A 22,719-nucleotide genomic window follows, 5' to 3' on the forward strand; every position below is an offset into this window, starting at 1 on the left:
GCGGGCACGGACGGGTGGGCGCGGCGATCAGGGTGCGGTGGTCAGGTACGCGTCGTGAGGCGGGGCGAGCGGGCGGTGGGGGTGGCGCCCGATGCGGGGTCGTCCGGCTTCCGCCGCTTGCGCCCCGCCGAGAGGATCACGCTCGTGAGGACGCCTGCGAGCAGGCCCCAGAAGGCCGAGCCGATGCCCAGCAGCGTCACGCCGGAGGCCGTGGCGAGGAAGGTGACGACGGCCGCTTCGCGGGACGCCGTGTCGGACAGTGCGGTGGCCAGCGAGCTGGTGACGGTACCGAGCAGGCCGATGCCGGCGATGCCCATGACGAGGGCGTGCGGCATGGCGGCGAGCAGGGACGCCACCGTCGCGCCGAGGACGCCGACGCACAGGTAGAAGACGCCGGCCCAGACGCCCGCGACATAGCGTCTGCGGCGGTCGGGGTGCGCCTCTTCGCTGGTGCAGATGGCCGCGGTGATCGCCGCGAGGTTGAGGCCGTACGCGCCGAACGGCGCCAGGAGGAGGTTCGCGGTGCCGGTCCAGGTCATCAGCGGCGAGACCGGTACGTCGTAGCCCGCGCCACGGATCACCGCGACGCCGGGGAGGTTCTGGGAGGCCATGGTGACGACGAACAGCGGGACGCCGACGCTGATCAGTACCTTCCAGTCGAAGTCCGGGGTGACGAACACGGGCGTGGCCACGGAGAGCCGCACCCGCTCCGCGTGCCAGCCGCCGGTGAACACGGTGGCGACGACGCCGGCGGCGAGGGCGAGCAGTACGGCGTAACGGGGCAGCAGCCGACGGCCGAGCAGGTACGCCACGAACATCGGGAAGGCCACGGCGAAGCTGCCGTGCATGGTGGTGAAGAGGCCGGTACCGAACTGGAGCAGGACCCCCGCGAGCAGCGCGGCCGCCATCGGCACGGGGATGCGGTTCATGGCACGGGCGAACCAGCCCGTCACCCCGCTGGCGAGGATGAGCAGCGCGGAGAACAGGAACGCGCCCACGGCCTGGGCCATCGACACGCCGCTCAGGCTCGTGGTCAGGAGGGCCGCGCCAGGCGTCGACCAGGCGGTCACCACGGGCGCCCGGTAGCGCACGGACAGGCCGATGCAGGTGCACGCCAGGCCCACGCCGAGGGCGAGCATCCAGGAGGAGATCTCGCGGGAGTCCGCGCCGGCCGCCTTGGCGGCGGTGAAGACGAGGGCGGCCGAGCTGGTCACGCCCACGGTCACCGCGATCAGTCCCGCGACGACCGCGGAGGGCGGGGCGGCAGCGCGTATTCGAGCCATAGCCATCAGGGACATACCGTTCGTTGTTCTCAGTCGGTCCTTCAGAGCGTCCGCTGTTCTCTTTATGGAACGTTCTGTTTGTGGAACGGTAGAGAGTAGGCTGGTCGCTCGTCAATGACCTTTCGAAGACGGGAACGGACGCGCGCGGCATGGGCCTGAACGACGAGGTGGGGCGCCGGCTCCGGGAGCTTCGCCAGCAGCAACGCCTGTCCCTGTCCGAACTGGCCCGGCGCTCCGGCGTGGGCAAGGGGACGCTCTCGGAGCTGGAGGGCGGACAGCGCAACCCCACCCTGGAGACGCTGTACGCGCTCACCACCGCGCTCAACAGCCCGCTCAGCGCCGTGCTCAGCGACCAGCCGCCGCACGCCTTTCAGGCGCAGGGCGCGGGCGTCTCCGGCAGCGCCGTCACCGCGGTCCTCATCGAGCGCTTCGAGGAGCCGCCGGCCGTCACCGACATCTTCCGGATCCGCATCGCCGCCGGCAGCGTGCAGGAATCCGCCGCGCACATCGCAGGCACGTCGGAGAGCCTGATGGTGCTGACCGGCACGGCCGTGGTCGGCGAGCCGGCGCAGCCGCAGACGGCGGGCCCGGGCGAGTACGCACACTGGCGCGCCGACGCGCCGCACGTCTACAGCGCGCCGCACGGCGAGGACGTGCACGGGATTCTGTTCGTGCGGTATCCGCAGGCGGCCCCGGGCGTTACGTTGCTTTAGTCAGGAGCCCTGACCAAAGCTTCCCGAAGGACCGATCCCGAGGAGTCCGCCATGTCCGCCGATACCGCGCTGCCCCACTGGGAGGCCGTTCCCGAGGACCTGTCCGCAGCGATCCGCCGGATCAAGCCGGCCCTGCGCGCCCGCATCGAGGCCTCCGGGCGCAGCGTCGCGGAGGTCTTCGCCGTCGTGGAGCGCCGGGTCGCCGCCCGGGTGGCCGAGATCGCGGCCGACAAGGAGCGCGGCGAGGAGGTGTGGCCGGTCATCGACTACGCCGACATCGCGCACGGCACCGTGCCCGCCGGCCTGCTCGACAAGCTCGAGCGGCGCGGCTGCCTGGTCGTGCGCGGCCACTTCGACCGCGAGCAGGCCCTCGCCTGGGACGCCGACATCGTCGAGTACGTCGAGCGGAACGAGTTCTTCGAGAACTACGCCGGGCCCGGCGACGACTTCTTCGGCAGCGTCGGCTCGAAGCCGGAGATCTACCCGATCTACTGGTCGAACGCCCAGATGCAGGCCCGGCAGAGCGACCGGATGGCCCGCGTCCAGACCTTCCTCAACTCCCTCTGGAAGCACGAGTCCGACGGCGTGCGGTGGTTCGAGCCGGACCGCGACGCCATGTATCCCGACCGCATCCGGCGCCGTCCGCCGGGCACCGACTCCGGTGGGCTGGGCACGCACTGCGACCCCGGGACGCTGGACCTGTGGATGACGCAGGCGTACCAGCTGGCCTTCCGCCACCTGTTCGACGGCAGCGTCGAGGAGTACGACCCCTGGGACGCGGCGCACCGCACCGCCGGGCCGCAGTACCCCGGCTCCACGATGTGCTCCGCGTTCCGTACGTTCCAGGGCTGGACCGCGCTGTCGGACATGGACCACGACCAGGGCGTCCTGCACACCGTGCCGATCCCGGAGGCGATGGCGTATCTGATGCTGCGTCCGCTGCTGCCGGACGTGCCCGAGGACGACATGTGCGGTGTCACCACCCATCAGGTCTTCCCCGCGAGCGAGAAGTGGCATCCGCTGCTGATGGAGGCCCTCACCGGCATCCCCGACGTCAAGGCCGGCGATTCCGTCTGGTGGCACTGCGACATGATCCACAGCGTCGCGCCGGTCACCGGCCAGCAGGGCTGGGGCAACGTCATGTACATCCCCGCGGCTCCCTGGTGTCCGCGCAACGAGGAGTACGCGGCGAGCGTGCGGGAAGCGTTCGTCACCGGGTCGAGCCCCGCCGACTTCCCCGAGGAGCACTACGAACGCGGCTGGACCGGCCGCTTCACCGTCGATCAGCTCAACGAGGCGGGCCGCCGCGGCCTCGGCTTCGACGGCTGACCGGACGCGGTACCGGACGGCTGACCGGCGAGGCGCCAGGGCCGGTCAGCTGTTGGCGCGCGCCCACAGGTCCGTGCGGCCGCGGCGTACGGCGAGGGCGAGGGCGCCGCGGAGGGTGGCGTTCGCGCCCAGCGTCCCGGTCTCCACGCGCGGGGCCAGCGGCGCGAGCGCGTCGACGGTGGCGCGGACCGGTGCGAGCAGCGCGGGGTGGGCGCCGATGGGGCCGCCGAGCAGGACGAGTTCGGGGTCGACGACCGCGCAGACGGCGGCGACGGCCTCACCGATGGTGCGGCCTTCCCGTTCCACCACGGCCTGTGCCTCGGGGTCGCCCCCGGCGGCCCGGTCCAGGATCGCGCGGGCGGCTTCGACGGCGGCGGGGCCGCGGAGCCCGGCCGCCCCACCGCCGGTTCCGCCATCGGTACCTGTGCCGGTGCCCGAGCCGGCACCTGAGCCGGTACCGCCCATGGCGAAGCCCTCGGCGACCGCTCGGGCGAAGCCGTGGCGGCCGTCCGTACGGCCGTGGCTCCCGCCGAGATAACCGATCTCGCCGGCCATCCCCCGGGCGCCGCGGACCAGTTCGTCCCCGATCACCAGGCCCATGCCCATCCCGGCACCGATGTGGACGTACGCACAGCTGCCGGCCTCCCCCGTCGCGCCGTGCCACCGCTCGGCGAGCGCGGCGAGGTTGACGTCGTTCTCCACCAGCAGCGGCGCGTCGGTCACGCCGGCCAGCGCCTCCCGGGGCTGGAAGAGACCGGCGGGGTGCGGCGTCTCGGGCAGCGGGATCACCGCCGACGTGCCGGGGTCGACCGGGTTGGCCACGGACAGGCCCACCGCGAGCAGGGGGCCGCGCGTGCCGCGGCTGCCGGCGATCGCGTCGCGCACCATCGTGCGCAGCTGTCCGGCCGCGTCGGCGGGCTTCCCCGTTGCGGCGGGCGGGACCGAGGTCTCGTGGAAGGGCGTGCCGAACAGGTCGGCGGCGGTCAGCCGTACCTCGGTGGAGTCCAGCGAGGCCGCGAGGACGAAGCCGGCGTCCGCTGCCACCTTGTAGTACGTACCCACCCGGCCCTGCCGGCCCGTCTGGGCGCCGGCCGGCAGCAGCAGACCCGCGCCCTCCAGGCGGCGCACCGCCTCCGAGACGGTCGTCTTGGAGATGCCGGTCACCTGGGCGACCTCGGCGCGGGTGATGGGCGCCTGCTCGAACACCGTGTCCAGCACGATCTGGTCGGTCAGTTCACGCAGCAGCGTCATGCTCGGCAGCGCCGCGCGGCCGAGTCCGCCGAGCCCTCTGCGGATGTCCATTCCACCCCTCGTCCGCCGTCGATGCGGCTGCCACTTTATCGCCGGCGTGCTGGTCAGGGGCCCGCCCCGGCAGCCGGGGCCAAAACGTGTGAGGTTAGCGTGACGTCCATGGAACTCATAGGAGAGATCACTGCCGACCGGCCGCTGCTCGTGGTCGCCGTCAAGGAAGAGGCGCAGTTCCTCGGCGCCGACTTCCCGGTCCTGCTGACGGGCATCGGCAAGGTCAACGCGGCGACCGCGCTCGCCACCGTACTGGCGCGCGGCCCCCGCCCCTCCGGCATAGTCAACCTGGGCACGGCCGGCGCGCTGCGCCCGGGCTGGCGGGGTACCCATGTGATCGGCTCGGTCATCCAGCACGACCTGGACAGCCCGATGCTGGCCGCGCTGACGGGCGAGACGTACGGCGCGCCGCTGGACCTGGCGGACGAGGGCGGACCGGTACTGGCGACCGGCGACTCCTTCATCGCCGACGACGCTGCCCGCGACCGCCTCGCGGCGCGCGCCGCGCTGGTGGACATGGAGGGGTACGCGGTCGTGGCCGCCGCGCAGCAGGCCGGCGTGCCGGTGCGCCTCGTCAAGCACGTCAGCGACGAGGCGGGCGACGACGCGGCCAGGACGTGGCAGGAGTCGGTGACGGAGTGCGGCCGCGAGCTCGCCGCGTGGGCGGCGGAGCACATCGCCGTCGGTTCCTGAGCAGCCTTCCGGTACCTGGCGGTACTTGGCGGTACCTGGCGCCTGCACGGGCCACTGTGGCGCAGGCGACAGTGAAATACGGATGACCATGGTGGCGGCGGGTGTTCCGAACAACGGAGCGCCTGCCTCCCGGCGGCGCTCTCCCATCGCGTCACAACCGAGGAGAACCACACGTGTCATCCAGCGACCCCGCCGCCCGCGCGGCCCAGGTGCTCTCCCGCCCCTTCTCCCTGGGCGGGCTGACCGTGCCCAACCGCATCGCCATGGCGCCGATGACCCGCGAGTTCTCGCCGGGCGGCGTCCCGGGCGCCGATGTCGCCGAGTACTACGCGCGCCGTGCCGCGGGCGGCGTCGGCCTGATCATCACCGAGGGTACGTACGTCGATCACCCGGCCGCCGGGACCAGCGGCGCCGTCCCCCGCTTCCACGGTACGGACGCGCTCGACGGCTGGCAGCGGGTCGTGGACGGGGTGCACGCGGCGGGCGGCACGATCATGCCGCAGCTGTGGCACGTGGGCATGGCCCGGCAGGCGGGCGCGCCGCCGTTCCCCGATGCCCCGCCGTCCGGCCCGTCCGGGCTCGGCCTCGACGGCACGCCGTCCGGGCACGCGATGACGCAGCGCGACCTCGACGACGTCATCGCGGCGTTCGCGGACGCGGCGCGCGCGGCCGAGCGGCTCGGCTTCGACGGCGTCGAGCTGCACGGCGCGCACGGTTACCTCATCGACCAGTTCCTGTGGTCGGGCACCAATCAGCGCACCGACGCGTACGGCGGCGACCCCGTGGCCCGTACCCGCTTCGCCGCCGAGATAGCGGCGGCCTGCCGCGCGGCGGTCTCCCCCGACTTCCCGATCCTCTTCCGGATGTCGCAGTGGAAGATGGGCAATTACGAGGCCCGGCTCGCCGACACCCCGGAGGAGCTGGACGCGCTCGTGGCGCCGCTCACCGCTGCGGGCGTGAGCGCCTTCCACTGCTCGACGCGCCGCTACTGGCTGCCGGAGTTCGAGGACTCGGACCTGAACCTCGCCGGATGGGTCAAGAAGCTCTCCGGTCTCCCGACGGTCACCGTCGGCTCCGTCGGTCTCGACAACGAGTTCATCCAGGCGTTCCAGGGCAAGCAGGCCGGCGTCGCCGGCATCGACCGGCTGCTGGACCGGATGGAGCGGGACGAGTTCGACCTGGTCGCCGTGGGCCGGGCGCTGCTCGGCGACCCGGAGTGGGCCGCCAAGATCTTCGAGGGCCGCACCGGCGACCTCGTACCGTTCGACGCCTCGATGCTGCGCACGCTGAGCTGACGCGCGCGGCGGTACGGCGCTCATCGCCCCCTGTGCGCCAGCAGCTCTCGGATCCGGTCGCGGGGCAGTGACCGGCGCGGTGAGCGGCGGGCGCCGTCCGGGCCCGCGAGGGACGAGTGGCGGGACGGCTCGGGTCCGGGCAGCGAAGCGAGCAGGTGGCGACGGGCCTGATGGCCCTCGGCGGTGGGCCAGAGCGGGTAGACGTGGATCTGGCCCACCCCCTCGGCGAAGTCCACGTCGACCCCCTCGCGCGCCGCCAGGTCGCGGAAGCGGCGGGCGTCGGCGGTGAGGATGTCGCGCGTCCCGGCGAACACCGTCGTACGGGGAAGCCCCGCCAGGTCGCCGTTCAGTGGGCTCACCCACGGATCGGCGAGCTCCAGCTCGCCCGCCCACAGGGCACCGCAGTACCGCAGCGCCTCCGTCGCCAGCATGGGATCGTGCGGCTGCAGCCCTGCGATGCCGGGGTTGTCCAGTACGAGGTCCAACCACGGGGATATCAGCACCAGTTGGTCCGGCGGGGTGCCGCCCGTGTCCCGCAGCCGCTGTGCCAGCGTCACGGCCATCCCGCCGCCGGCCGAGTCGCCCATGAAGACGGTGGGGGCCGTCCCCTCACCGGTGAGCCGGCCCGCCAGTACGGTCAGCTCGGGGACGACGGCGGAGGCCGTGCCGCGCGGCGCGAGCGGATACACCGGTACGACCACCCGCGCGGCACCACTGGTCACCAGCTCCTCGACCAGGTTCCAGTGGTTGTCGCCGATCTCCTCGATGTAGGCACCGCCGTGCAGGTACAGCACCTGCCTGCGCACGGCACCGTCGCGCGGGACGACCTCGTAACAGGGCCACCCGTGGCGGAAGTGAGCCGTCACCCGGCAGTGCCGGTCCAGCCGCTTGGGCGGCCCGAACACGGCGGGCCGCCGCTGCTGCCGCTCGACCTTCCGCCGGACCTCGTCCAGGTCCCGGTACCCCATCCGGTGCCCCAACGCCGACGCGACGAGCAACAGCACTCGGCTGCTCAAGCTGGCCACGACACCACCTCCCTCGTCCACGACTGCAGTACACCCAGACGCGTTCCACACAGCCTCGATCGAAAACTGAGGGCGCGCATCCGCAGTGGACCCGGCCGGGTCAGGCTCCGAAGCTCGCGAAATAGCCTGCGGCCATGTCCTTGTCGCCGTGGCCCTGAGCCGAGGCACGCCGGAAGCGCTGGTGCCCGGCTTCGACGGTGTCCATGCGGATGCCGGTGCGCCGTGCGGCCTCCAGTACCAGCCGCGCGTCCTTCTCCGCGTTGTCCACCGAGAAGCTCGTGGTGAAGTCGTCCGCGAGGATGGCAGCGGACTTGCCCTGGAAGAAGCCGTTGTCCATCGGCCCGCCGGTGACGACGTCGACGAACTGCCGCGGGTCGACGTCCAGCCGCCCGGCCAGGGCAAGGGCCTCGCCCACCCCGTGCGTCAGCGCCACCACCCAGGTGTTGAGCACCAGCTTGAGGCGGCTGGCCGCGCCCGTGGTGCCGTCCTCGCCGACCCACAGGGTGCGCGAACCGATGGCGTCGAAGACCGGCTGCAGGGCGGGGCGCATGCTCTGCGGACCGGCGGCCATGACCACGAGTTCGGCCGTTTCGGCCGGGCGGCGGGTGCCCTGGACAGGAGCGTCGACGAAGACCAGCCCGGCCTCGTCGGCATGGGCGGCGAGCTCGTCAACGGCCTCGCCGACGGTGCTGAGCTGTACCCACACGGTGCCCTTGGCCAGGCCGGGCGCGGCCGCTTCCATGGCCTCGATGACCCGGGGGCCGTCGCTGAGGACGGTCAGCACCATGTCGGCGCCTTCCACCGCGTCGGCCGGGGTGCCGGCGACATGCACGCCGTCGGCGGCCAGGGCCTCGGCCTTGCTCCTGGTGCGGTTCCACGCCCGTACGGTGAAACCGCCCCGGCTCAGATTGCGGGCCACGGGCGCTCCGATGATGCCGGTGCCCAGTACCGCGATGACGGGCTGGGTGATGGCGGTGTCAGTCATGTCGCATGCTCCTGGTGATCTGGTGTGAAATGTGCGTATCGACTGATGAATATTGCGGGTGATCCGGCTGTTCAGGCCTCGGAGCGCTCAAGGGCAGCCGTGGCCGGCAACGGCTGTTGTGCGTGGCCCGCCCGGCGTTGCAGCACGCCGGAGACGGCGGCCGCCCCCAGCCCGCCCAGAGCCAGCAGGGCCCCGGCCCAGGCGGGGGCCGTATAGCCGAGGCCGGCGCTGATGACGCTGCCGCCGATCCACGGCCCGATGGTGTTACCGACGTTGAACGCCGAGGTGTTGGTCGTGGTGGCCAGCGTCGGGGCGTCCCCGGCCTCCCGCATCACCTGTGCCTGCAGGGCGGGATTGATCGAGAACGCCGCCACACCGAAGACGACGATGCTCAGCACAGTGGCGGTGCGGCTGTGCGCGGTGACGGTCAGCACGGCCAGGACGAGGGCCATGGCGCCGGTGCCCATGTACAGATTGGGAAGCAGGTACCGGTCGGCGAATTTTCCCCCCAGGACGCTGCCGGCGAAGCAGCCGACGCCGAAGAGCACGAGCAGCAGGGGCACGGCCCCCTCGGAAAAGCCGCTGACGTCCGTGAACAGCGGCGAGAGGTAGCTGAAGCAGCAGAAGATGGCCGCCTGGGTCAGCATCGAGGTGGTCAGCGCCACCCAGACCCGCGGATTGCGGAAGGCGGCGAGCTCCGCACGTACCCCCACGTGCGGCCCGTTGGGCCGGCGCGGTACGAGGAGGGTCACGCCGAGCAGCGCCAGTACGGCCAGGGCGTCCACCACCCAGAAGCTCGCCCGCCATCCGGCGTGCTGGCTGAGGAAGGTTCCCGCGGGGACCCCGAAGACATTGGCCACGGTCAGGCCGGCGAACATGATCGCCAGTGCTCGCCCGCGCCGCCGCGGCCCCGCCAGCTCCACGGCCACCACCGAGCCGATACCGAAGAAGGCCCCTTGTGCCAGCGCGGCTATCACCCGGCCCGCCATCAGGACCCCGTAATCCGGCGCCGAGGCGCCCATGGTCTGGCCCACGACGAACAGCACCAACAGGCCGGTCAGCGAGGTCTTCCGGTTGATCCGCAAGGTGGCGACCGTCAGCACCGGGCCGCCGATGACCACGCCCAGCGCGTAGCCGGAGATCAGCAGGCCCACCGCGGGCACCGATACGGACAGATCCCCGGCCAGGTCCGGCAGCAGCCCGGAGATCATGAACTCGGTCGTCCCGATGCAGAACACGGTCAGTCCGAGGACGTACACGGCGACAGGCATCGACGCTCCTCACTTTTGAACGAACGTTACAGAACTTGCCCAGCGAAAAGGCCGACGCTTCCGTCGGCCTTTTCGCTAGAGAGCCAGCAGGGTCTTGTCGACGATGCCGGTCAGGGTCCGCCGGTCGGCGACCTTGCCCAACACCCGCAGCCCGTACATGGAGTTGAGCAGGTACTGCGCCAGGCAGCGCGGGTCCTGATCCGCGCCGATCACCCCATCGCGCTGACCTTGCTGGATGCACACACTCAGCGCTTCCTCCATGCGTACGAACGTGCGTCGGACGAGATCGGTGACCTCCGCGTCCTGCCCTGCCAGCTCCATCGCGGAGTTCACCACCAGGCAGCCCCGGCGCTCGGGAACCTCGGCCGCCTCCTCGTCCACCACACTCATCAGCACCGCCCGGATCCGGTCCGGCGCCGGGCCTTCGCCCTCCTCCAGCAACTCCACCAGCCGGGACGTGTTTTCGCCGTCGTACCGCCGCAGCGCGGCGACGAACAGGTCGCGCTTGCTGCCGAAGGTGTTGTAGAGGCTGCCGCGCCCAAGACCCGTACTGTCGACCAGGTCCTGGGCAGAGGTCGCGGTGTACCCCTTGCTCCAGAACGCGGCCATGGCGGCATCGATGGCGTGGTTGAGGTCGAAACCCCTGGGACGGGACATGATCGAGAGAGTAGCAGTTCTGGAATGAGCGTTAAAGTTTTTCGCTGACGGTCTCGGCGGTCGCTTCGGCCGGGGTGTCGGCCGCACCGGCGCCCGCCGGCTCGGTGGCGGTTTCCGGGAGGAGGGTGTCCTCCGGGAGGGTGACCAGCCAGTGGGTTTCCTGGCGGGGGCGGAGGTAGCCGGCCCAGTAGACGGTGGCCACGGCCATGATGCCGCCGGTCCACAGGAGGTACTGCGTCTCCTGCTGGCTGAGGATGTAGACGAGGACCACGATCAGCAGCAGCGGCACCGCCGGCCACAGCGGCATCCGCCAGGCGGCCATCTTCTTGTGGGCGCCGCGCCGGGCCGCCAGTGCCGCGACGGCGACGAGCAGGTACATGCCGCTGACGGAGACGCCAGTGACACCGTAGAGCGTGTCGAGGTTGACGAAGCACAGGGCCGCGCCGGGGAGGCCGACGAGCAGGGTCGCGACCCACGGGGAGCCGAAGCGGCCGAGGCGGGACAGCGCCTGGTTGACCGGCTGGGGCCATGCCTTGTCGCGGGCGGAGGCGAACAGCACGCGGGAATTCTGGATGACCATGACAATTCCGGCGTTGATGATGGCCAGGGCGACACAGAGGCTGACGAAGGTGCCGACCGCCGAATTGCTCCAGGCTGTGACCATGGTGCCGATGTCGCCCGAGGTCAGGGCCGCGAGGCTCGGGGCGCCGAGGGTGATGGCGATGACCGGCACGAGGATGACGGCGGTGGAGATCGCCAGCGTCGCCAGCACGGTACGGGCGACGTTGCGGCGCGGGTCCTCCAGCTCCTCGGAGAGGTAGACCGCGGTGGAGAAGCCCTGGGTGACGAAGAGGGCGATGGCCAGGCCCGAGACGATGAGCAGGGCGGTGACCGGGCCGGGGGCGCCGGTGGGGCCGGCGACGGTGCCGTGCAGGAGGGTGGAGCCGCCGCGCTCGGTGTGCGCGAAGCCCAGTACGGCCACGACGCCCGCGGCGATGACCTCGAGGACCAGGAAGATGCCGGTGATCCAGGCGTTGGCGCGCAGGTCCAGCAGGCCGGCGAGGGTTGCCAGGAGCATCACCGCGGCACCGGCGATCGGTGCCGGGATGTGAACCAGGGGGGCGAGGTAGTCCGCGGTGCCCATGGCGATCACCGGCGGCACGATCATCACGACCAGCAGCGACAGGACGAACACCAGCCAGCCGGCCAGCCGCCCGGTCAGCGTCGAGACCATGGCGTACTCGCCGCCGGCGCTCGGGATCAGGGTGCCCAGCTCCGAGTAGCAGAACGCCACCGCGATGCAGAGGACGGAACCGATCGCGATGGTCAGGGCCGTGTACGTACCCAGGTCGGCGAAGAGGTCGGGCACGACCACGAAGAGCGTGGAGGCGGGCGTGACGCAGGACAGGGTCAGCAGGGTGCCGCCGACGACGCCGATCGAACGCTTCAGCGTCTTCGGGCTGTCCTGGCCCGCGGCGTCGACGGCGTCGGTGGTCACCGCGGTGCGGTCACCGGTGGGTGGCTGGCTGAGGATGTCGGTCATGGAGCGGTTCCGATCGACTGGAATGTGCATGTGATGGCGGGAGCCTTATCGCCTCCGGGACGGCTGGGTCGTGCTTCCGAGCTGACCGGCGGCTGATCGTCCGATGACGGGGCGGCCGGTGAGCTGATCTGCTCCCGGCGCATATAGAAGCCCGACGAGATCCGGAGCGTCAAGGCCTCTACGCCTGCGGAATTCGTCGCCACAGGGGGCCGTCGATGCGGTTTTCCGCAGAAGGGGGGTAAGGGGTGCTCTTCGAGTGTCGGTCGCGCAGGCGCGGCATTGCCTTGGAAAGTGAGGCAGTGGAGGTCATGGCACCTTGGTTGCGCAGGCGACAGGCGGTATTGGTCGGGAAGTGAACGACTGTTGATTGCTCGCTACGGGAACCGCAGACCAGCGGCATCGAGGAATTCCGCAGGTCAGGCGTGTCCGGCGGCGACGAGCATGACGGGCGGCGGATCGCGGCGGATCGCGGCCGACCGAGGGCCGCCGCCGCGGTCGTCGGCGTAGCCTGAGCCGCGGAAGAAGCCGCCTCCTCCCCCGCCCCCGAGACGTTCCCCTTCCGCGCCCGCGGGTGGCGCGAGAGGAGAGGACAAGGAGCGTGCACGCCGTGGACCAGGAGAACGTGAGCGCCACGCTGACTGTCGCCGCGCCCGCCGCGAGGGTGTTCGCGGTACTGGCGGACCCGGCGACCCACGCTGCGATCGATGGCACCGGCTGGGTTTCGGACGTTGTCGACCGGGCGCCGCTGACCGAGGTGGGGCAGATCTTCCGGATGGACATGTACCACGCCAACCACCCGAACGGTGACTATCAGGTGGCCAACAAGGTCCAGGTGCTCGACCCGCCGCGCGCCATCGGCTGGCTGACGGGGACGGAGAGGGACGACGGTCGCCTGGAGTTCGGCGGCTGGCTCTGGCGTTATGACCTTGCGCCGCTCGGTCCGTCCGAGACCGAGGTCACGCTCACCTACGACTGGTCGGCGGTGCCGCAGTCCATCCGGGAGTACCTCCGGTTCCCGCCGTTCGGCCCCGAGCATCTCAGCAACTCGCTGCACCACCTGGCCGAGCTCGCCGCACCGACGTCCCGGGCCTGAACACCCGGCGGCCAAAAGGCTGTCCCACATTCACACACGGCGTACCCGATACCCGGACCCCATGAGTCCGCTCCTGCCTCTCTGGGCGTTGACCGGCACATCCGTCAGACGAGGGCGTGCGCCGCCCACGCGGAACGTTCTCGCGAGCCCCCCGCGCGCCGCTGTCGACCCGGAAGATTCTTCGTTATTTGTAGGGTAATAAGACCGGGCCCCGAAGAAATCAACGGCAGCTGCTGAAGAATTGAGAGACAGGGAGGGGATTCCATGTTGTCTATGCAGACTAATTCTCGGGGATCGTCTGTGGGCGTGACATTCCGGGATTATGGGATTGCTACCGCGACGCGCCTCCTCGACAGTGCGGGCATGGATGTCGAGACGGGGACAAAGGTTCTTCGGAGGATGCTTTCGCCGTGGGGGGAAAGGGCGATCGCGGAGCAACCGGATTGGCAGTCGGATGTATGTGCCGATGGTTCGCCGATCGAGTTTTCTGCGGCCTTTTCGGCCGGTTGCGTGAAGATCCGGGTGCTCGTGGAGGCCATTCCGGACGAGCCGAGCACTCTCGCCGCACAGCAGTCGGCCCTCGACCTCACGCAAGGGCTGACCCGCGAGTTCGATGCCGCTGACAGCCGACTCGCGGCAGTGTCGGACCTGTTCCTGCCGGACGACGACCCGACCGGTTTCGCCATGATGTATGCCGCCATTTTCGCGCCGACCGGGCCACCCGAGTTCAAGGTCTATCTGAACCCGAGCGCGAATGACGCCATGACCGGCGTCGAGCGGACCCGCGAGGCAATGGAGCGTTTGGGATTCGGTAAGGCGTGGACGGCGGTGAGCGCATATGCTCACCGGGGTTTCGACCTCGATCGAATCGTCTACTTCGGTCTCGACCTGGTCGACGGCCCCGAGTCGCGCATCAAGGTGTACTTCCGCCACTACGATGTCTCTCCGGCGGAGCTGGACGCTCGCATGGAGATCTCCGCTCAGCATGAGAGCGGTCTCCTGGAAAATTTCTGTCGTAGGCTGACCGGACGAGCCGGCGAGCTCAAGGAGCAGCCCCTGGTCAGCAATCTGACTTTTACGTCGACCGGCGGGCATATCCCTGTGTCCGCTACGGTGTACGTCCCGCTGTGGCTGTATGCGGAAAGCGACCGAATAATGCGCGATCGCATCAGCTCCGTCATGGACGATATGGGGCTTCCCGGCTGCCGCTACCGGTCACTGCTGAATCACATGGCCCGCCGTCCGCTGTCGGACGGGCGTGGGATACACACATACGCCTCAGCGCGTGTGTACCAGGGCCGCCCCCACTTGGCCACGTACTGGTCCTCGGAACTGTACGACCGGTATCCGCCTGCCCGATATCAAGGAGGCTGATCCCGATGCGGTTCCAGGGCACGCCCGGACCACTCGGGTCGCTGTTCGACGACGCGCGGGTCCGCCCGGATCTGTTGCGACAGCAATCGCCTATCCGGTGGGGTGCTCAGCCACCCGATGTCATCCCGTTGACGGCGGCGGAACCGGATTTCCCGGGGCCCCAGGTGGTCAGGGACGCCATCGCCCTGTCTCTTGCCCATGGCCACTTTCCCTATGCGCCACCTGCGGGACTCGATGAACTGCGGGAAACATTCTCCGAGGTGGCCGAGACACGCTACGGGATCAACGCGGACCCCGATTGCGTGGTGCTCACCGCCGGCACGGCGTCCGCGCTCTGGGGAGTGGTGCGTCTTCTCTGTGCGGAAGGCGACGAGTGCATTCTGCTGGACCCTGTTGATCTGCTGTTCGGTCAAGCAATCGATGCCGCGGGGGCCCGGCGGGTGCACTGCCCGATGGACAAGCGCACGGGCCAGTTCGACCCGGACCGGCTCGCCTCTCTGATAACTCCGCGCACCGCCCTGATCTGTCTGTGCAATCCGCACAACCCACTGGGTACGGTCTTCACCGAGGCGACGCTGCGCAGGTCAGCGGAGATAGCGGACATGCATGGTGTGCCGATACTTTGCGACGAGGTATGGGGCGAGATCGTGTACCCGCCCGCGACGCATGTCAGCATGGCGAGCCTGGACACCGCGAACAGCCGGCAGATCTACACGGTTACCGGGCTCTCCAAGACCTTCGCGCTGCCCGGGCTGCGGATGGGATTCGTGCTCGCCCCCAATGCGCGAGCGGCGAACAACCTGCAACTCACCTTCCAGCGTCTCGGTGCCGCGTACAGCCTGACGCCCTTCACTCAGGTCGGAGCCCTGGCGGCACTGCGGCACGGCTGGCCTTGGCGGAATGCCTTCGTGCAGCATCTGCACGAGATGCGGAACTACTGCGTGGCACGGCTGAACGCGATCCCGGGCATGTCCTGCGGTCGCCCGGACGGGACGTTCGTCCTGTTTCCCGACATCTCTTCCACCGGGCTGAGCAGTAAAGCGATGGGAGAGTTTCTGCTGACGGAAGCCCGGGTCGCCGTGGTGGGCGACACACCCGAGTACTTCGGTCCGGCCGCCGAAGGCAATATCCGTATCAGCTATGCCACTTCCCGAGGGGTGCTGGAAGAGGCGTTGGACCGCATGGAATCGGCGGTTGCGGACCTGTGCTCCGACAGCCCGATGGCGTCCTGACCATCGGCCCTGACCATCGGCCATCGGAGCACGTAGGGCGCTGTCCTCATTTCCGGGTCACCGGATGCGCAGCCATGCTTTCAGCGAGTCCCACCGGCGTACGCGCCTCCGGGGGGCCTGCGCCGGGACCGGCACCGGCGCAGGGGCCTGCGCCGGCAACGGCACCAGGGCCGGAGCCGGAGCCGAGGGAAGCGCGGACGGAACAGGGAGTCCGGCAGCGGGACCCGAGCCGCCGTCCGTTCCGGACGACCGGGGCCTGGTGAACGTCACCGGGAGGCTGATCAGGTGGCGCGTCATCCAGCCCGACTTCCAGCGCAGTTCCTCCTCGGGGATGCTCAGGCCCACGTCGGGCAGCCGTGCCAGCAGGGTGTCGATGGCCGTGTCGGTGATGGCACGGCCGATGTTCTGCCCTGGACACTCCTGCGGGCCGCTGCTGAAGGCGAGATGCGAACGGTTTCCGTGCAGCGGAACCGTGGGGTCCGGCCGGACGGCCGGGTCGTGGTTCCCGGCGGCCAGGCCGAGCAGCAGCATGTCCCCCGCCTCGACCTTCTGGCCGCCGACCTCCGTGTCCACGGCAGCCCAGCGGCCGGGGATGGTCATGAGCGGCGGCTCGCTCCACAGCACCTGCTCCACCACGTCGGGCAGGGTCATCTGCCCGCCGGCCAGCGACGCGTGGCAGCGGGGATCGGTCAGCACCATCCGCAGTGTGCTCTTGAGGAGGTTGACCGTGGTTTCGTTCGCGGCGATGAGGATGACCCGCAGGTGATTCCACACCTCCTCATCGGTCAGCTGGGAGGAGTGCTCGATCAGCCAGGACGTGATGTCGTGGCCGGGGTTTCCGCGCTTTCGCCGTACGAGCTGCTGGAGGGTCTCCACGATGAACTCGTTGCTGGCGACCGAGGTATCGGTGCCCGCCACCATGTCTCTGCTGGCCTCGACCAGCCGCGGGCCGTACTCGTCGGGCATTCCCAGGAGCTGTGTCAGGACGAGCATGGGCAGCTGTTCCGAGAACTCGCCCACCAGGTCGGCTTCTCCCCGGTCGGCGAAGCTGTCGATCAGCTGATGCGCGGAGCGGGTGATCTGGCGTCGGATTCCGCGCCGGTTGAAGCGCTCCAGGCTGTCGGTGACCGCCAGGCGCAGCCGGTCGCGTTCCGCACCGTCCAGGAACAGACAGACCGGCTGCCAGGCGATCATCGGGAGCAGGGGGAAGTCCGGCGGCACCCGGCCTTCCTTGAACCAGCGCCAGGTGCGGGAGTCGCGACTGAACCGGGAGGGGGTACCGGCGACCTCCAGGATCTCGCGGTAGCCGAGGACGATCCAGGCCGGCAGGCCGCCGTCCAGCAGGACGGGCGCAACGGGCCCGTGCTTGGCGCGCAGGCTCTCGTACAGCCCCATGGGGTCCTTGGCCGCCTCGGGTCCGAGGAGGTGCGCGAGTCCGGAAAGATCTCCGAACCGGGAGTGTGCCGGGCACGACGGAGGCGGCTTTGATGCTGACGTGGCGCGGGGCGGGTCGGGGAAGGAGGCGGTCACCATTGCTCCGGGGTCGTGGTGGTGAGGGTGTGCAGGTAACGCATGAGGGCCAGCAGGGCATCACGGCTGGACACCCGGTTGCGGGCATCGCAATCGATCACGGGTACGGCATCGGGGATGTCCAGGGCCGCTCGGAGCTCGGACACGGGGTGGCACGGGGCGTCCGGGAAGGCGTTGATGGCGACGACGAAGGGCACACCGCGTTCCTCGAGTCGGCCCATCACATCGAAGCTTTCCTCCAGCCGCCGGGTGTCGACCAGGACCACGGCGCCCAGCGCGCCTTCGAAGAGGCCGTTCCACAGGAACCAGAACCGCTGCTGGCCCGGGGTGCCGAACAGGTACAGCACCAATTCGTCGTTGAGGGTGATCCGGCCGAAGTCCATCGCCACGGTGGTCTCGGACTTGCGCTCGATGCCGGCGATGTCGTCCACCCCGGCACTCGCCTGGGTCATGGTCTCCTCGGTGGTCAGCGGCCGGATCTCGCTGACCGCACCGACCAGGGTGGTCTTGCCGACTCCGAAGCCGCCGACGACCACCACCTTCACCGCCGAGGTGACCGAAGCCGGCAGGGCGTCCTCGCTCCTGGGTCCGACACCGGATTCAGAGATTTTGAAGTCCATGCATCACCGCCTCCAAAAGTTCGACGTCGGGCAACGACGCGGCCGGGACCGGTGCGCGGGCTTCGACGTGGCCGCTCGCCAGCAGATCCGTGAGCAGCGCCGTGATCACACTGACCGGCAGGTGCAGGTGGGCGGAGATCTCGGCGACGGACAGCGGGTAGTCGCACATGGCGATGAGGGCGGCCTGTTCGGGCTGCATGCTGACACTGGCCTCGTTGCGGCTCACGATCAGCGTGACCATGTCCAGCGGGGAGCTCTTGTCGGGCCGGTTCCGGCCGGACGTGAGGACGTAGAGCCGTTCGGGACCGCCCTCTTCCCAGGCCGCGCGCTGTGGCTGCTCCGGGTCGCTCATGGAACCTGCCGGTCGGCCCGCGGCGGGCTGGTGAGGTGCTGGCCGATCCGGGCGACCAGGTCCCGCATCCGCTGTCCCATGAGCCCGGCGTCCACGTCGTCGTCGGCCAGCACCGCCAGATACGCTCCGGCGCCGGCCGCCATCAGATAGAAGAAGCCGCCGTCGACCTCGATGACCACGAGTTTCATCCGCCCGTCGCCGTGCGGGAATTCCGTGGCGACGGCCGCCGACAGGCTCTGCAGTCCGGCGCAGGCGGCGGCGAGGCGGTCTGCGGTGTCTTTGTCCGTACCGAACTGCGCCATGCACAAGCCGTCCGAGGACAGCACCACGACATTACGAGTCTGCGGAACGCTGGATGCCAATTCCTCGAGCATCCAGTCCATATTGAGCCGTTGCTGTGTCGCCACTTGCTTATTCACCCTTACCTAATGGCTCAGTTACTGATCGGACTCGTCATCGCTCGGCTCATGGGGACGATGTGCCGGGGACTCGGCTCGGGACTCGCCGTAGGCGCCCTCGTGGAAGGCGGCCAGCCACATCCCGGCCTGTGGGGGTTGCTCGACCGACGCCGGGGACGGGGAGTCGGTGGTGGTGGAGCGTGCGGGCTTCGGCCGTACGGGCGGAACCACCGCGCGCGTACGACTCCTGCGCTGTGGAAGGCCGTTGGTGGTGCGCGGAGCGTCGGTGGACACCGGTTCCTCGACGGCCACCCCGTAGCGGCGCTGCGGCCCGAGGGTGTGCCGGGGCGGCGGCAGGGTGGCGGCCTTGGCCACGGCTCCGCCGGGCGCCGGCGTTGCGGTGATCAGGGCCGGGGGGACGATCAGGACGACGCGTACGCCGCCGTACGCGGATTCGCGGAGGGAGACTTTGAAGTTGTTCGTGTGGGAGAGCCGGCCGACCACCGCGAGGCCGAGTCGTGGTGACTCGCCCAGGTCGTCGAGGTCCAGTCCGCTGGCGGAGTTCTGCGCCAGGGCCCGCTCGGCGCGGATGCGGGCCTCATCGGTCAGGCCGAGCCCGGCGTCCTCGATCTCGACGGCCACCCCGGACTGGACCTCTGTCGCGGTCAGATGGACCTGTGTCTGCGGCGGCGAATAGCGAGTGGCGTTGTCCAGCAGCTCGGACACGGCGTGGATCAGTGGTTCGACGGCGCGTCCGAGAATGCCGACGTCGGCCACCGAGTGCAGATCGACACGTTGGTAATCGGTGATCCGGGACATGGCGCCGCGCAACACGTTGAACAGCGGGATGTTCTTCTGCCATTGACGTCCCGGCCGGGCCCCGCCGAGTACGGCGATGCTGTCCGCCAGCCGGCCGATCAGTGCGGTCCGGTGATCGAGGTGCAGCAAGTCGCCGAAGACGTCCGGGTCATTGCCGTGTCGGTCCTCCATCTCCCGCAATTCCTGGGCCTGTTGGTGAACGATGGCCTGGACCCGGCGGGCGATGTTGACGAAGGCGCGTTGGGCGGAGTCACGCAGATCCTCCTCGGCCTCGACGGCTTGGAGGACGTAGCGCAGCACCGCATGGTGTGCGGTTTGGAACCGGGGGCTCACGCGGGACAGGGGGCAGGTGTTGAGCAGTACGTTCTCGACCGGCACGCCTTGCTGAAGCTGTGCCATGGCGGCCGGCAGGATCTCCTTGGCCATCCGCGCCGTTTCGGTCTCCTGCTCGGCCAACTGCCGTTGCAGTACTGCCTCCCTCTCGGCGCACTGCCTGCGCAGCCCGGCGATCGCCCGTCCCCGTCTCGCCGCCTCCCCGGCCGTGACGGCCACCGCCGCCGTGGCGATGGTGCCGATCCAGGCGGCGTGGGCACGGGCCACCGAGGGCGTCAGCAACACGGCCACGGCCGTGCATATGGCCAGTAGTGCGGGTGGCAACAGCCACATTGCGGTGGAGGTGCGCCCCGGCCTTCCGGGCGGCGAATCAGCACGAACCATCGGCATCCTCAAAGGACTCGTGGAGAGGGACGAGGCGTCATGCACGGCAAATACGGTCGCCAGGAAAGACGCCAGGAAAAGGGATGGGAACAAGGTGGACGCTCGTCGGTTCACACTCACCAACGCTTGGCCGCAGCGCATTCCAAGTTCGCATTCCGCGCGCGGAGCCGGGTCCCGGGACGCCCGAGCACTCGTGCGGATGAACGGCAGCGCGACAGCCAGCAGAGAGGCCCTGTGACCGCCGCAACTCGCTGCGCGGCAGTGAGCATAGCGGGGCCCGAATGGCTTTGTGTGATGAGTGCATATAACACATGAATGTACGTGCGTGCGAAATTCAGCAGAATCGTTTAGCGCTGGCTATTCAGCGAAATCGCGCAGGGCCGGCGCCGCCGTGCCGCCGGCCCCAAAGACGCGGTCCTCGCGCAACACCCGCACAGAGAACTCTCCGGCAGGTCAGGAAATGCTGTTGAGCTTGTTGCGTACCTTGTCCATGACCTTGGCGGGGAGGGTGGCGTAGCCCTGGAAGGAGAGGTCCTGCTGGCCCTGCATGCCGGCGGCGTACAGGAGGAAGGACTTGGTGGCGGGCCAGGTCTTCGCCTTGTTGCCCTTGTCGCAGACGATCTCGTACGTGACCATGCCGATCGGGTACGCGCCGGCGGTCCTGGGCTTGTAGTCGAGGCCGAGGACCAGGTCGCCGTCCGAGCCGGCGACCTTCGCGCCGGCCAGTGCCTTCGAGGCGTTGACGACGGTGGGGTCGACCGGCGCCGCGGCGCCGGTGTCGAGCGAGGCCGTGGGGATGGACTTGCCGATCGCGTAGGCGAGTTCGACGTATCCGATGGCGCCCTCGGTCCGCTTGACCTTGGCGGCCAGCCCGGACGAACCGGTGGCGGAGTCGCCGCCCTTGGCGGGCCACTTCTGGCCGTGCGGGTGCGGCCAGCCGCTCGGGGTGGCGGCGTGCAGGTACGCGGTGAAGTTGTCGGTCGTGCCGGAGGCGTCGGACCGGTGCACCGCCTTGAGGGGCGTCGCGGGCAGGTCGGCCTTGGGGTTCAGCTTCGCGATCGCCGGATCGTTCCACTTGGTGATCCTGCCGTCGAAGATCCGGGCGAGGGTGGGGGCGTCCAGTACCAGCTTCTTGACGCCCGGCAGGTTGTAGGCGACGGCGATCGGGCCGCCGAGCATCGGCAGGTGGACGGCGCGGCCGCCGTCCGCGCACGCCTTCTTGGACCGGTCCCGCTGTGCCTGCCGCAGCGCGGAGTCGGAGCCGGCGAAGGCGGTACGGCCCGCAAGGAAGTCCTTCTGACCGGCGCCGGAGCCGGAGCCCTCGTACTGGATCCGGGTGCCGTCGCAGGCCTTCCGGTAGTTCCTGATCCAGAACCGCATGGCGTTCTGCTGCGCGGTCGAGCCGGAGGCCCGCAGCGTGGCCGCCTTGCCGCACTTCACCGCGCCGCCCGCGGCCGCGGTACCGGAAGCGGACGCGCTACCGGACCCGGAGCCGGAAGCGGACGCGGACGTCGCGCCGGACGAGCCGCCGGACGCCGGAGAACCGTCCGAGCCGCAGGACGCGAGGGCCAGTACGCCCGAGAGTGCCGCCAGGGCGGCGGCCAGGGCGCGCGGGCCCCGGGGACGCTGTGTTGTCACGGTCGAGTACTCCTTGAGCTTCGGGGTCAGGAGGGAGGTGCGGGCAGCGGGTGCGCGGCAAGCGCGCGGGCCGTGTGGGCCAGCTGGGAGGCCATGGCGCGGGCGGTGGAGGCGGACCAGTCGTGGCCGCGGTCCTCGTCGAGGTAGTCGGGGCCCGGGCCGGGGCCCAGGTGCCAGTACGTCCAGCTCTGGCCGGGGATCGTGTAGCCGATGTCGACCAGCGCGCCGTTGATCTCGCTGATGACGTGGTGGGCGCCGTCCTCGTTGCCGGTGACGACGACGCCGGCCACGCGGTTGAAGGCGACCGGGCGCCCCTGGTCGTCGGTCTCGCTGAGCATCGCGTCCATCCGCTCCAGTACGCGCTGCGCCACGGAGGACGGCCTGCCCAGCCAGGTGGGCGAGGCGATGACCAGGATCTCAGCGTTCAGGATCTTCTCGTGCACCGACGGCCAGTCGTCGCCCTCGCCCATGTCACTCTGCACGCCCGGCAGGAGATTCAGGTCGACGGCCCGGACGGTCTGCGCGGTGACGCCGTGGGTGTCCAGGGCCTTGACGACGACGCCTGCGAGGGCTTCGGTGTTCGACGGCTGCGGGGAGGGTTTGAGGGTGCAGTTGATCACGAGGGCGCGCATGGGATTTCTGTACCCGGGTCCGGCGCCCGTCCGCGGCGGCAGGTGGGGGCTTCACCCGCACGGCACCAGCACGGCACCCGCTGGTGGCCGCCCGGTGGAGCCCGCGCCCGGATCTTGACATTCACGGCGCGCGGAAGCAGCATTTCCCAGAAATGTGAACAAAGGTTCACTATACGAACGTCGAGTCATGCGAACGTCGAGTTCCTCGCTCCCCCTCT

21 protein-coding genes are annotated in these 22,719 nt (G+C 69.9%); 7 read left to right on the forward strand and 14 right to left on the reverse strand.

Going from position 1 to position 22,719, the window contains the following annotated elements:
- Nucleotides 1-41: 41 nt before the first annotated feature.
- Nucleotides 42-1,283, reverse strand: a complete 1,242-nt coding sequence (locus ABT381_RS04310) for a benzoate/H(+) symporter BenE family transporter (RefSeq protein WP_467754759.1) — start codon at nucleotides 1,281-1,283, stop codon at nucleotides 42-44.
- Nucleotides 1,284-1,432: 149 nt separating this feature from the next.
- Here ABT381_RS04310 and ABT381_RS04315 point away from each other — a divergent pair, with 149 nt between their 5' ends.
- Both ABT381_RS04315 and ABT381_RS04320 read left to right on the forward strand, forming a co-directional pair.
- Nucleotides 1,433-1,996 (forward strand): helix-turn-helix domain-containing protein, encoded by a 564-nt coding sequence (locus ABT381_RS04315; RefSeq protein WP_351587439.1) that lies wholly within the window; start codon nucleotides 1,433-1,435, stop codon nucleotides 1,994-1,996.
- A 51-nt stretch (nucleotides 1,997-2,047) separates the two neighbouring features.
- The gene (locus ABT381_RS04320; RefSeq protein WP_351587441.1) at nucleotides 2,048-3,325 is read left to right on the forward strand and encodes a DUF1479 domain-containing protein; all 1,278 of its coding nucleotides are present in this window, start codon (nucleotides 2,048-2,050) and stop codon (nucleotides 3,323-3,325) included.
- Between the two features lie 45 nt (nucleotides 3,326-3,370).
- Here the strand turns inward: ABT381_RS04320 and ABT381_RS04325 are convergent, their stop codons facing one another.
- Nucleotides 3,371-4,627 carry an ROK family transcriptional regulator gene (locus tag ABT381_RS04325; RefSeq protein WP_351587443.1) on the reverse strand — a complete coding sequence of 419 codons (1,257 nt, stop codon included), beginning with the start codon at nucleotides 4,625-4,627 and terminating at the stop codon, nucleotides 3,371-3,373.
- 108 nt (nucleotides 4,628-4,735) lie between these two features.
- On the opposite strand from ABT381_RS04325, the gene ABT381_RS04330 reads away from it, so the two are divergent.
- On the forward strand, nucleotides 4,736-5,320 hold the full coding sequence (locus tag ABT381_RS04330) for a nucleosidase (protein WP_351587445.1): 585 nt from the start codon (nucleotides 4,736-4,738) through the stop codon (nucleotides 5,318-5,320).
- A gap of 173 nt (nucleotides 5,321-5,493) precedes the next feature.
- Nucleotides 5,494-6,615, forward strand: a complete 1,122-nt coding sequence (locus ABT381_RS04335) for an NADH:flavin oxidoreductase (protein WP_351587447.1) — start codon at nucleotides 5,494-5,496, stop codon at nucleotides 6,613-6,615.
- 20 nt (nucleotides 6,616-6,635) lie between these two features.
- Here the strand turns inward: ABT381_RS04335 and ABT381_RS04340 are convergent, their stop codons facing one another.
- The 5 genes from ABT381_RS04340 to ABT381_RS04360 form a co-directional block, all read right to left on the reverse strand.
- Nucleotides 6,636-7,640, reverse strand: a complete 1,005-nt coding sequence (locus tag ABT381_RS04340) for an alpha/beta hydrolase fold domain-containing protein (RefSeq protein ID WP_351587449.1) — start codon at nucleotides 7,638-7,640, stop codon at nucleotides 6,636-6,638.
- A gap of 100 nt (nucleotides 7,641-7,740) precedes the next feature.
- Nucleotides 7,741-8,676, reverse strand: a complete 936-nt coding sequence (locus ABT381_RS04345) for an NAD(P)-dependent oxidoreductase (RefSeq protein WP_351587501.1) — start codon at nucleotides 8,674-8,676, stop codon at nucleotides 7,741-7,743.
- 20 nt (nucleotides 8,677-8,696) lie between these two features.
- Nucleotides 8,697-9,896, reverse strand: a complete 1,200-nt coding sequence (locus tag ABT381_RS04350; RefSeq protein WP_351587451.1) for a Cmx/CmrA family chloramphenicol efflux MFS transporter — start codon at nucleotides 9,894-9,896, stop codon at nucleotides 8,697-8,699.
- A 75-nt stretch (nucleotides 9,897-9,971) separates the two neighbouring features.
- Entirely contained in the window at nucleotides 9,972-10,553 is a 582-nt protein-coding gene (locus ABT381_RS04355) for a TetR/AcrR family transcriptional regulator (protein WP_351587453.1), read from the reverse strand.
- Nucleotides 10,554-10,584: 31 nt separating this feature from the next.
- On the reverse strand, nucleotides 10,585-12,096 hold the full coding sequence (locus ABT381_RS04360) for an APC family permease (RefSeq protein ID WP_351587455.1): 1,512 nt from the start codon (nucleotides 12,094-12,096) through the stop codon (nucleotides 10,585-10,587).
- 607 nt (nucleotides 12,097-12,703) lie between these two features.
- Between ABT381_RS04360 and ABT381_RS04365 the strand changes: the two genes are divergently transcribed.
- The 3 genes from ABT381_RS04365 to ABT381_RS04375 all read left to right on the forward strand — a co-directional run bounded on the left by ABT381_RS04365 (nucleotide 12,704) and on the right by ABT381_RS04375 (nucleotide 15,795).
- Nucleotides 12,704-13,189: an SRPBCC domain-containing protein gene (locus ABT381_RS04365; RefSeq protein ID WP_351587457.1), complete on the forward strand. Its 486-nt coding sequence runs from the start codon at nucleotides 12,704-12,706 to the stop codon at nucleotides 13,187-13,189.
- 363 nt (nucleotides 13,190-13,552) lie between these two features.
- Complete coding sequence (locus tag ABT381_RS04370; protein WP_351587459.1) at nucleotides 13,553-14,563, forward strand: tryptophan dimethylallyltransferase family protein; 1,011 nt, start codon at nucleotides 13,553-13,555, stop codon at nucleotides 14,561-14,563.
- A gap of 5 nt (nucleotides 14,564-14,568) precedes the next feature.
- Nucleotides 14,569-15,795 carry a pyridoxal phosphate-dependent aminotransferase gene (locus ABT381_RS04375; protein ID WP_351587461.1) on the forward strand — a complete coding sequence of 409 codons (1,227 nt, stop codon included), beginning with the start codon at nucleotides 14,569-14,571 and terminating at the stop codon, nucleotides 15,793-15,795.
- 57 nt (nucleotides 15,796-15,852) lie between these two features.
- Here the strand turns inward: ABT381_RS04375 and ABT381_RS04380 are convergent, their stop codons facing one another.
- The 7 genes from ABT381_RS04380 to ABT381_RS04410 all read right to left on the reverse strand — a co-directional run bounded on the left by ABT381_RS04380 (nucleotide 15,853) and on the right by ABT381_RS04410 (nucleotide 22,501).
- Entirely contained in the window at nucleotides 15,853-17,328 is a 1,476-nt protein-coding gene (locus ABT381_RS04380; protein ID WP_467754758.1) for a cytochrome P450, read from the reverse strand.
- Nucleotides 17,322-17,945, reverse strand: a complete 624-nt coding sequence (locus tag ABT381_RS04385; protein WP_351587465.1) for a GTP-binding protein — start codon at nucleotides 17,943-17,945, stop codon at nucleotides 17,322-17,324. The genes ABT381_RS04380 and ABT381_RS04385 overlap by 7 nt, the downstream gene beginning before the upstream one ends.
- Complete coding sequence (locus ABT381_RS04390; protein WP_351587467.1) at nucleotides 17,926-18,297, reverse strand: DUF742 domain-containing protein; 372 nt, start codon at nucleotides 18,295-18,297, stop codon at nucleotides 17,926-17,928. The genes ABT381_RS04385 and ABT381_RS04390 overlap by 20 nt, the downstream gene beginning before the upstream one ends.
- The gene (locus tag ABT381_RS04395) at nucleotides 18,294-18,680 is read right to left on the reverse strand and encodes a roadblock/LC7 domain-containing protein (RefSeq protein WP_351587503.1); all 387 of its coding nucleotides are present in this window, start codon (nucleotides 18,678-18,680) and stop codon (nucleotides 18,294-18,296) included. Before ABT381_RS04395 ends, ABT381_RS04390 begins: the two co-directional genes overlap by 4 nt.
- 54 nt (nucleotides 18,681-18,734) lie before the next feature.
- Nucleotides 18,735-20,231 carry an ATP-binding protein gene (locus ABT381_RS04400; RefSeq protein WP_467754757.1) on the reverse strand — a complete coding sequence of 499 codons (1,497 nt, stop codon included), beginning with the start codon at nucleotides 20,229-20,231 and terminating at the stop codon, nucleotides 18,735-18,737.
- A gap of 453 nt (nucleotides 20,232-20,684) precedes the next feature.
- Nucleotides 20,685-21,869: a phosphate ABC transporter substrate-binding protein PstS gene (pstS, locus tag ABT381_RS04405; protein WP_351587471.1), complete on the reverse strand. Its 1,185-nt coding sequence runs from the start codon at nucleotides 21,867-21,869 to the stop codon at nucleotides 20,685-20,687.
- 26 nt (nucleotides 21,870-21,895) lie between these two features.
- Nucleotides 21,896-22,501 carry a flavodoxin family protein gene (locus ABT381_RS04410; protein ID WP_351587473.1) on the reverse strand — a complete coding sequence of 202 codons (606 nt, stop codon included), beginning with the start codon at nucleotides 22,499-22,501 and terminating at the stop codon, nucleotides 21,896-21,898.
- Nucleotides 22,502-22,719: the final 218 nt, after the last annotated feature.

The organism is Streptomyces sp. NPDC000151, assembly GCF_040301705.1.
Classification (GTDB): domain Bacteria; phylum Actinomycetota; class Actinomycetes; order Streptomycetales; family Streptomycetaceae; genus Streptomyces.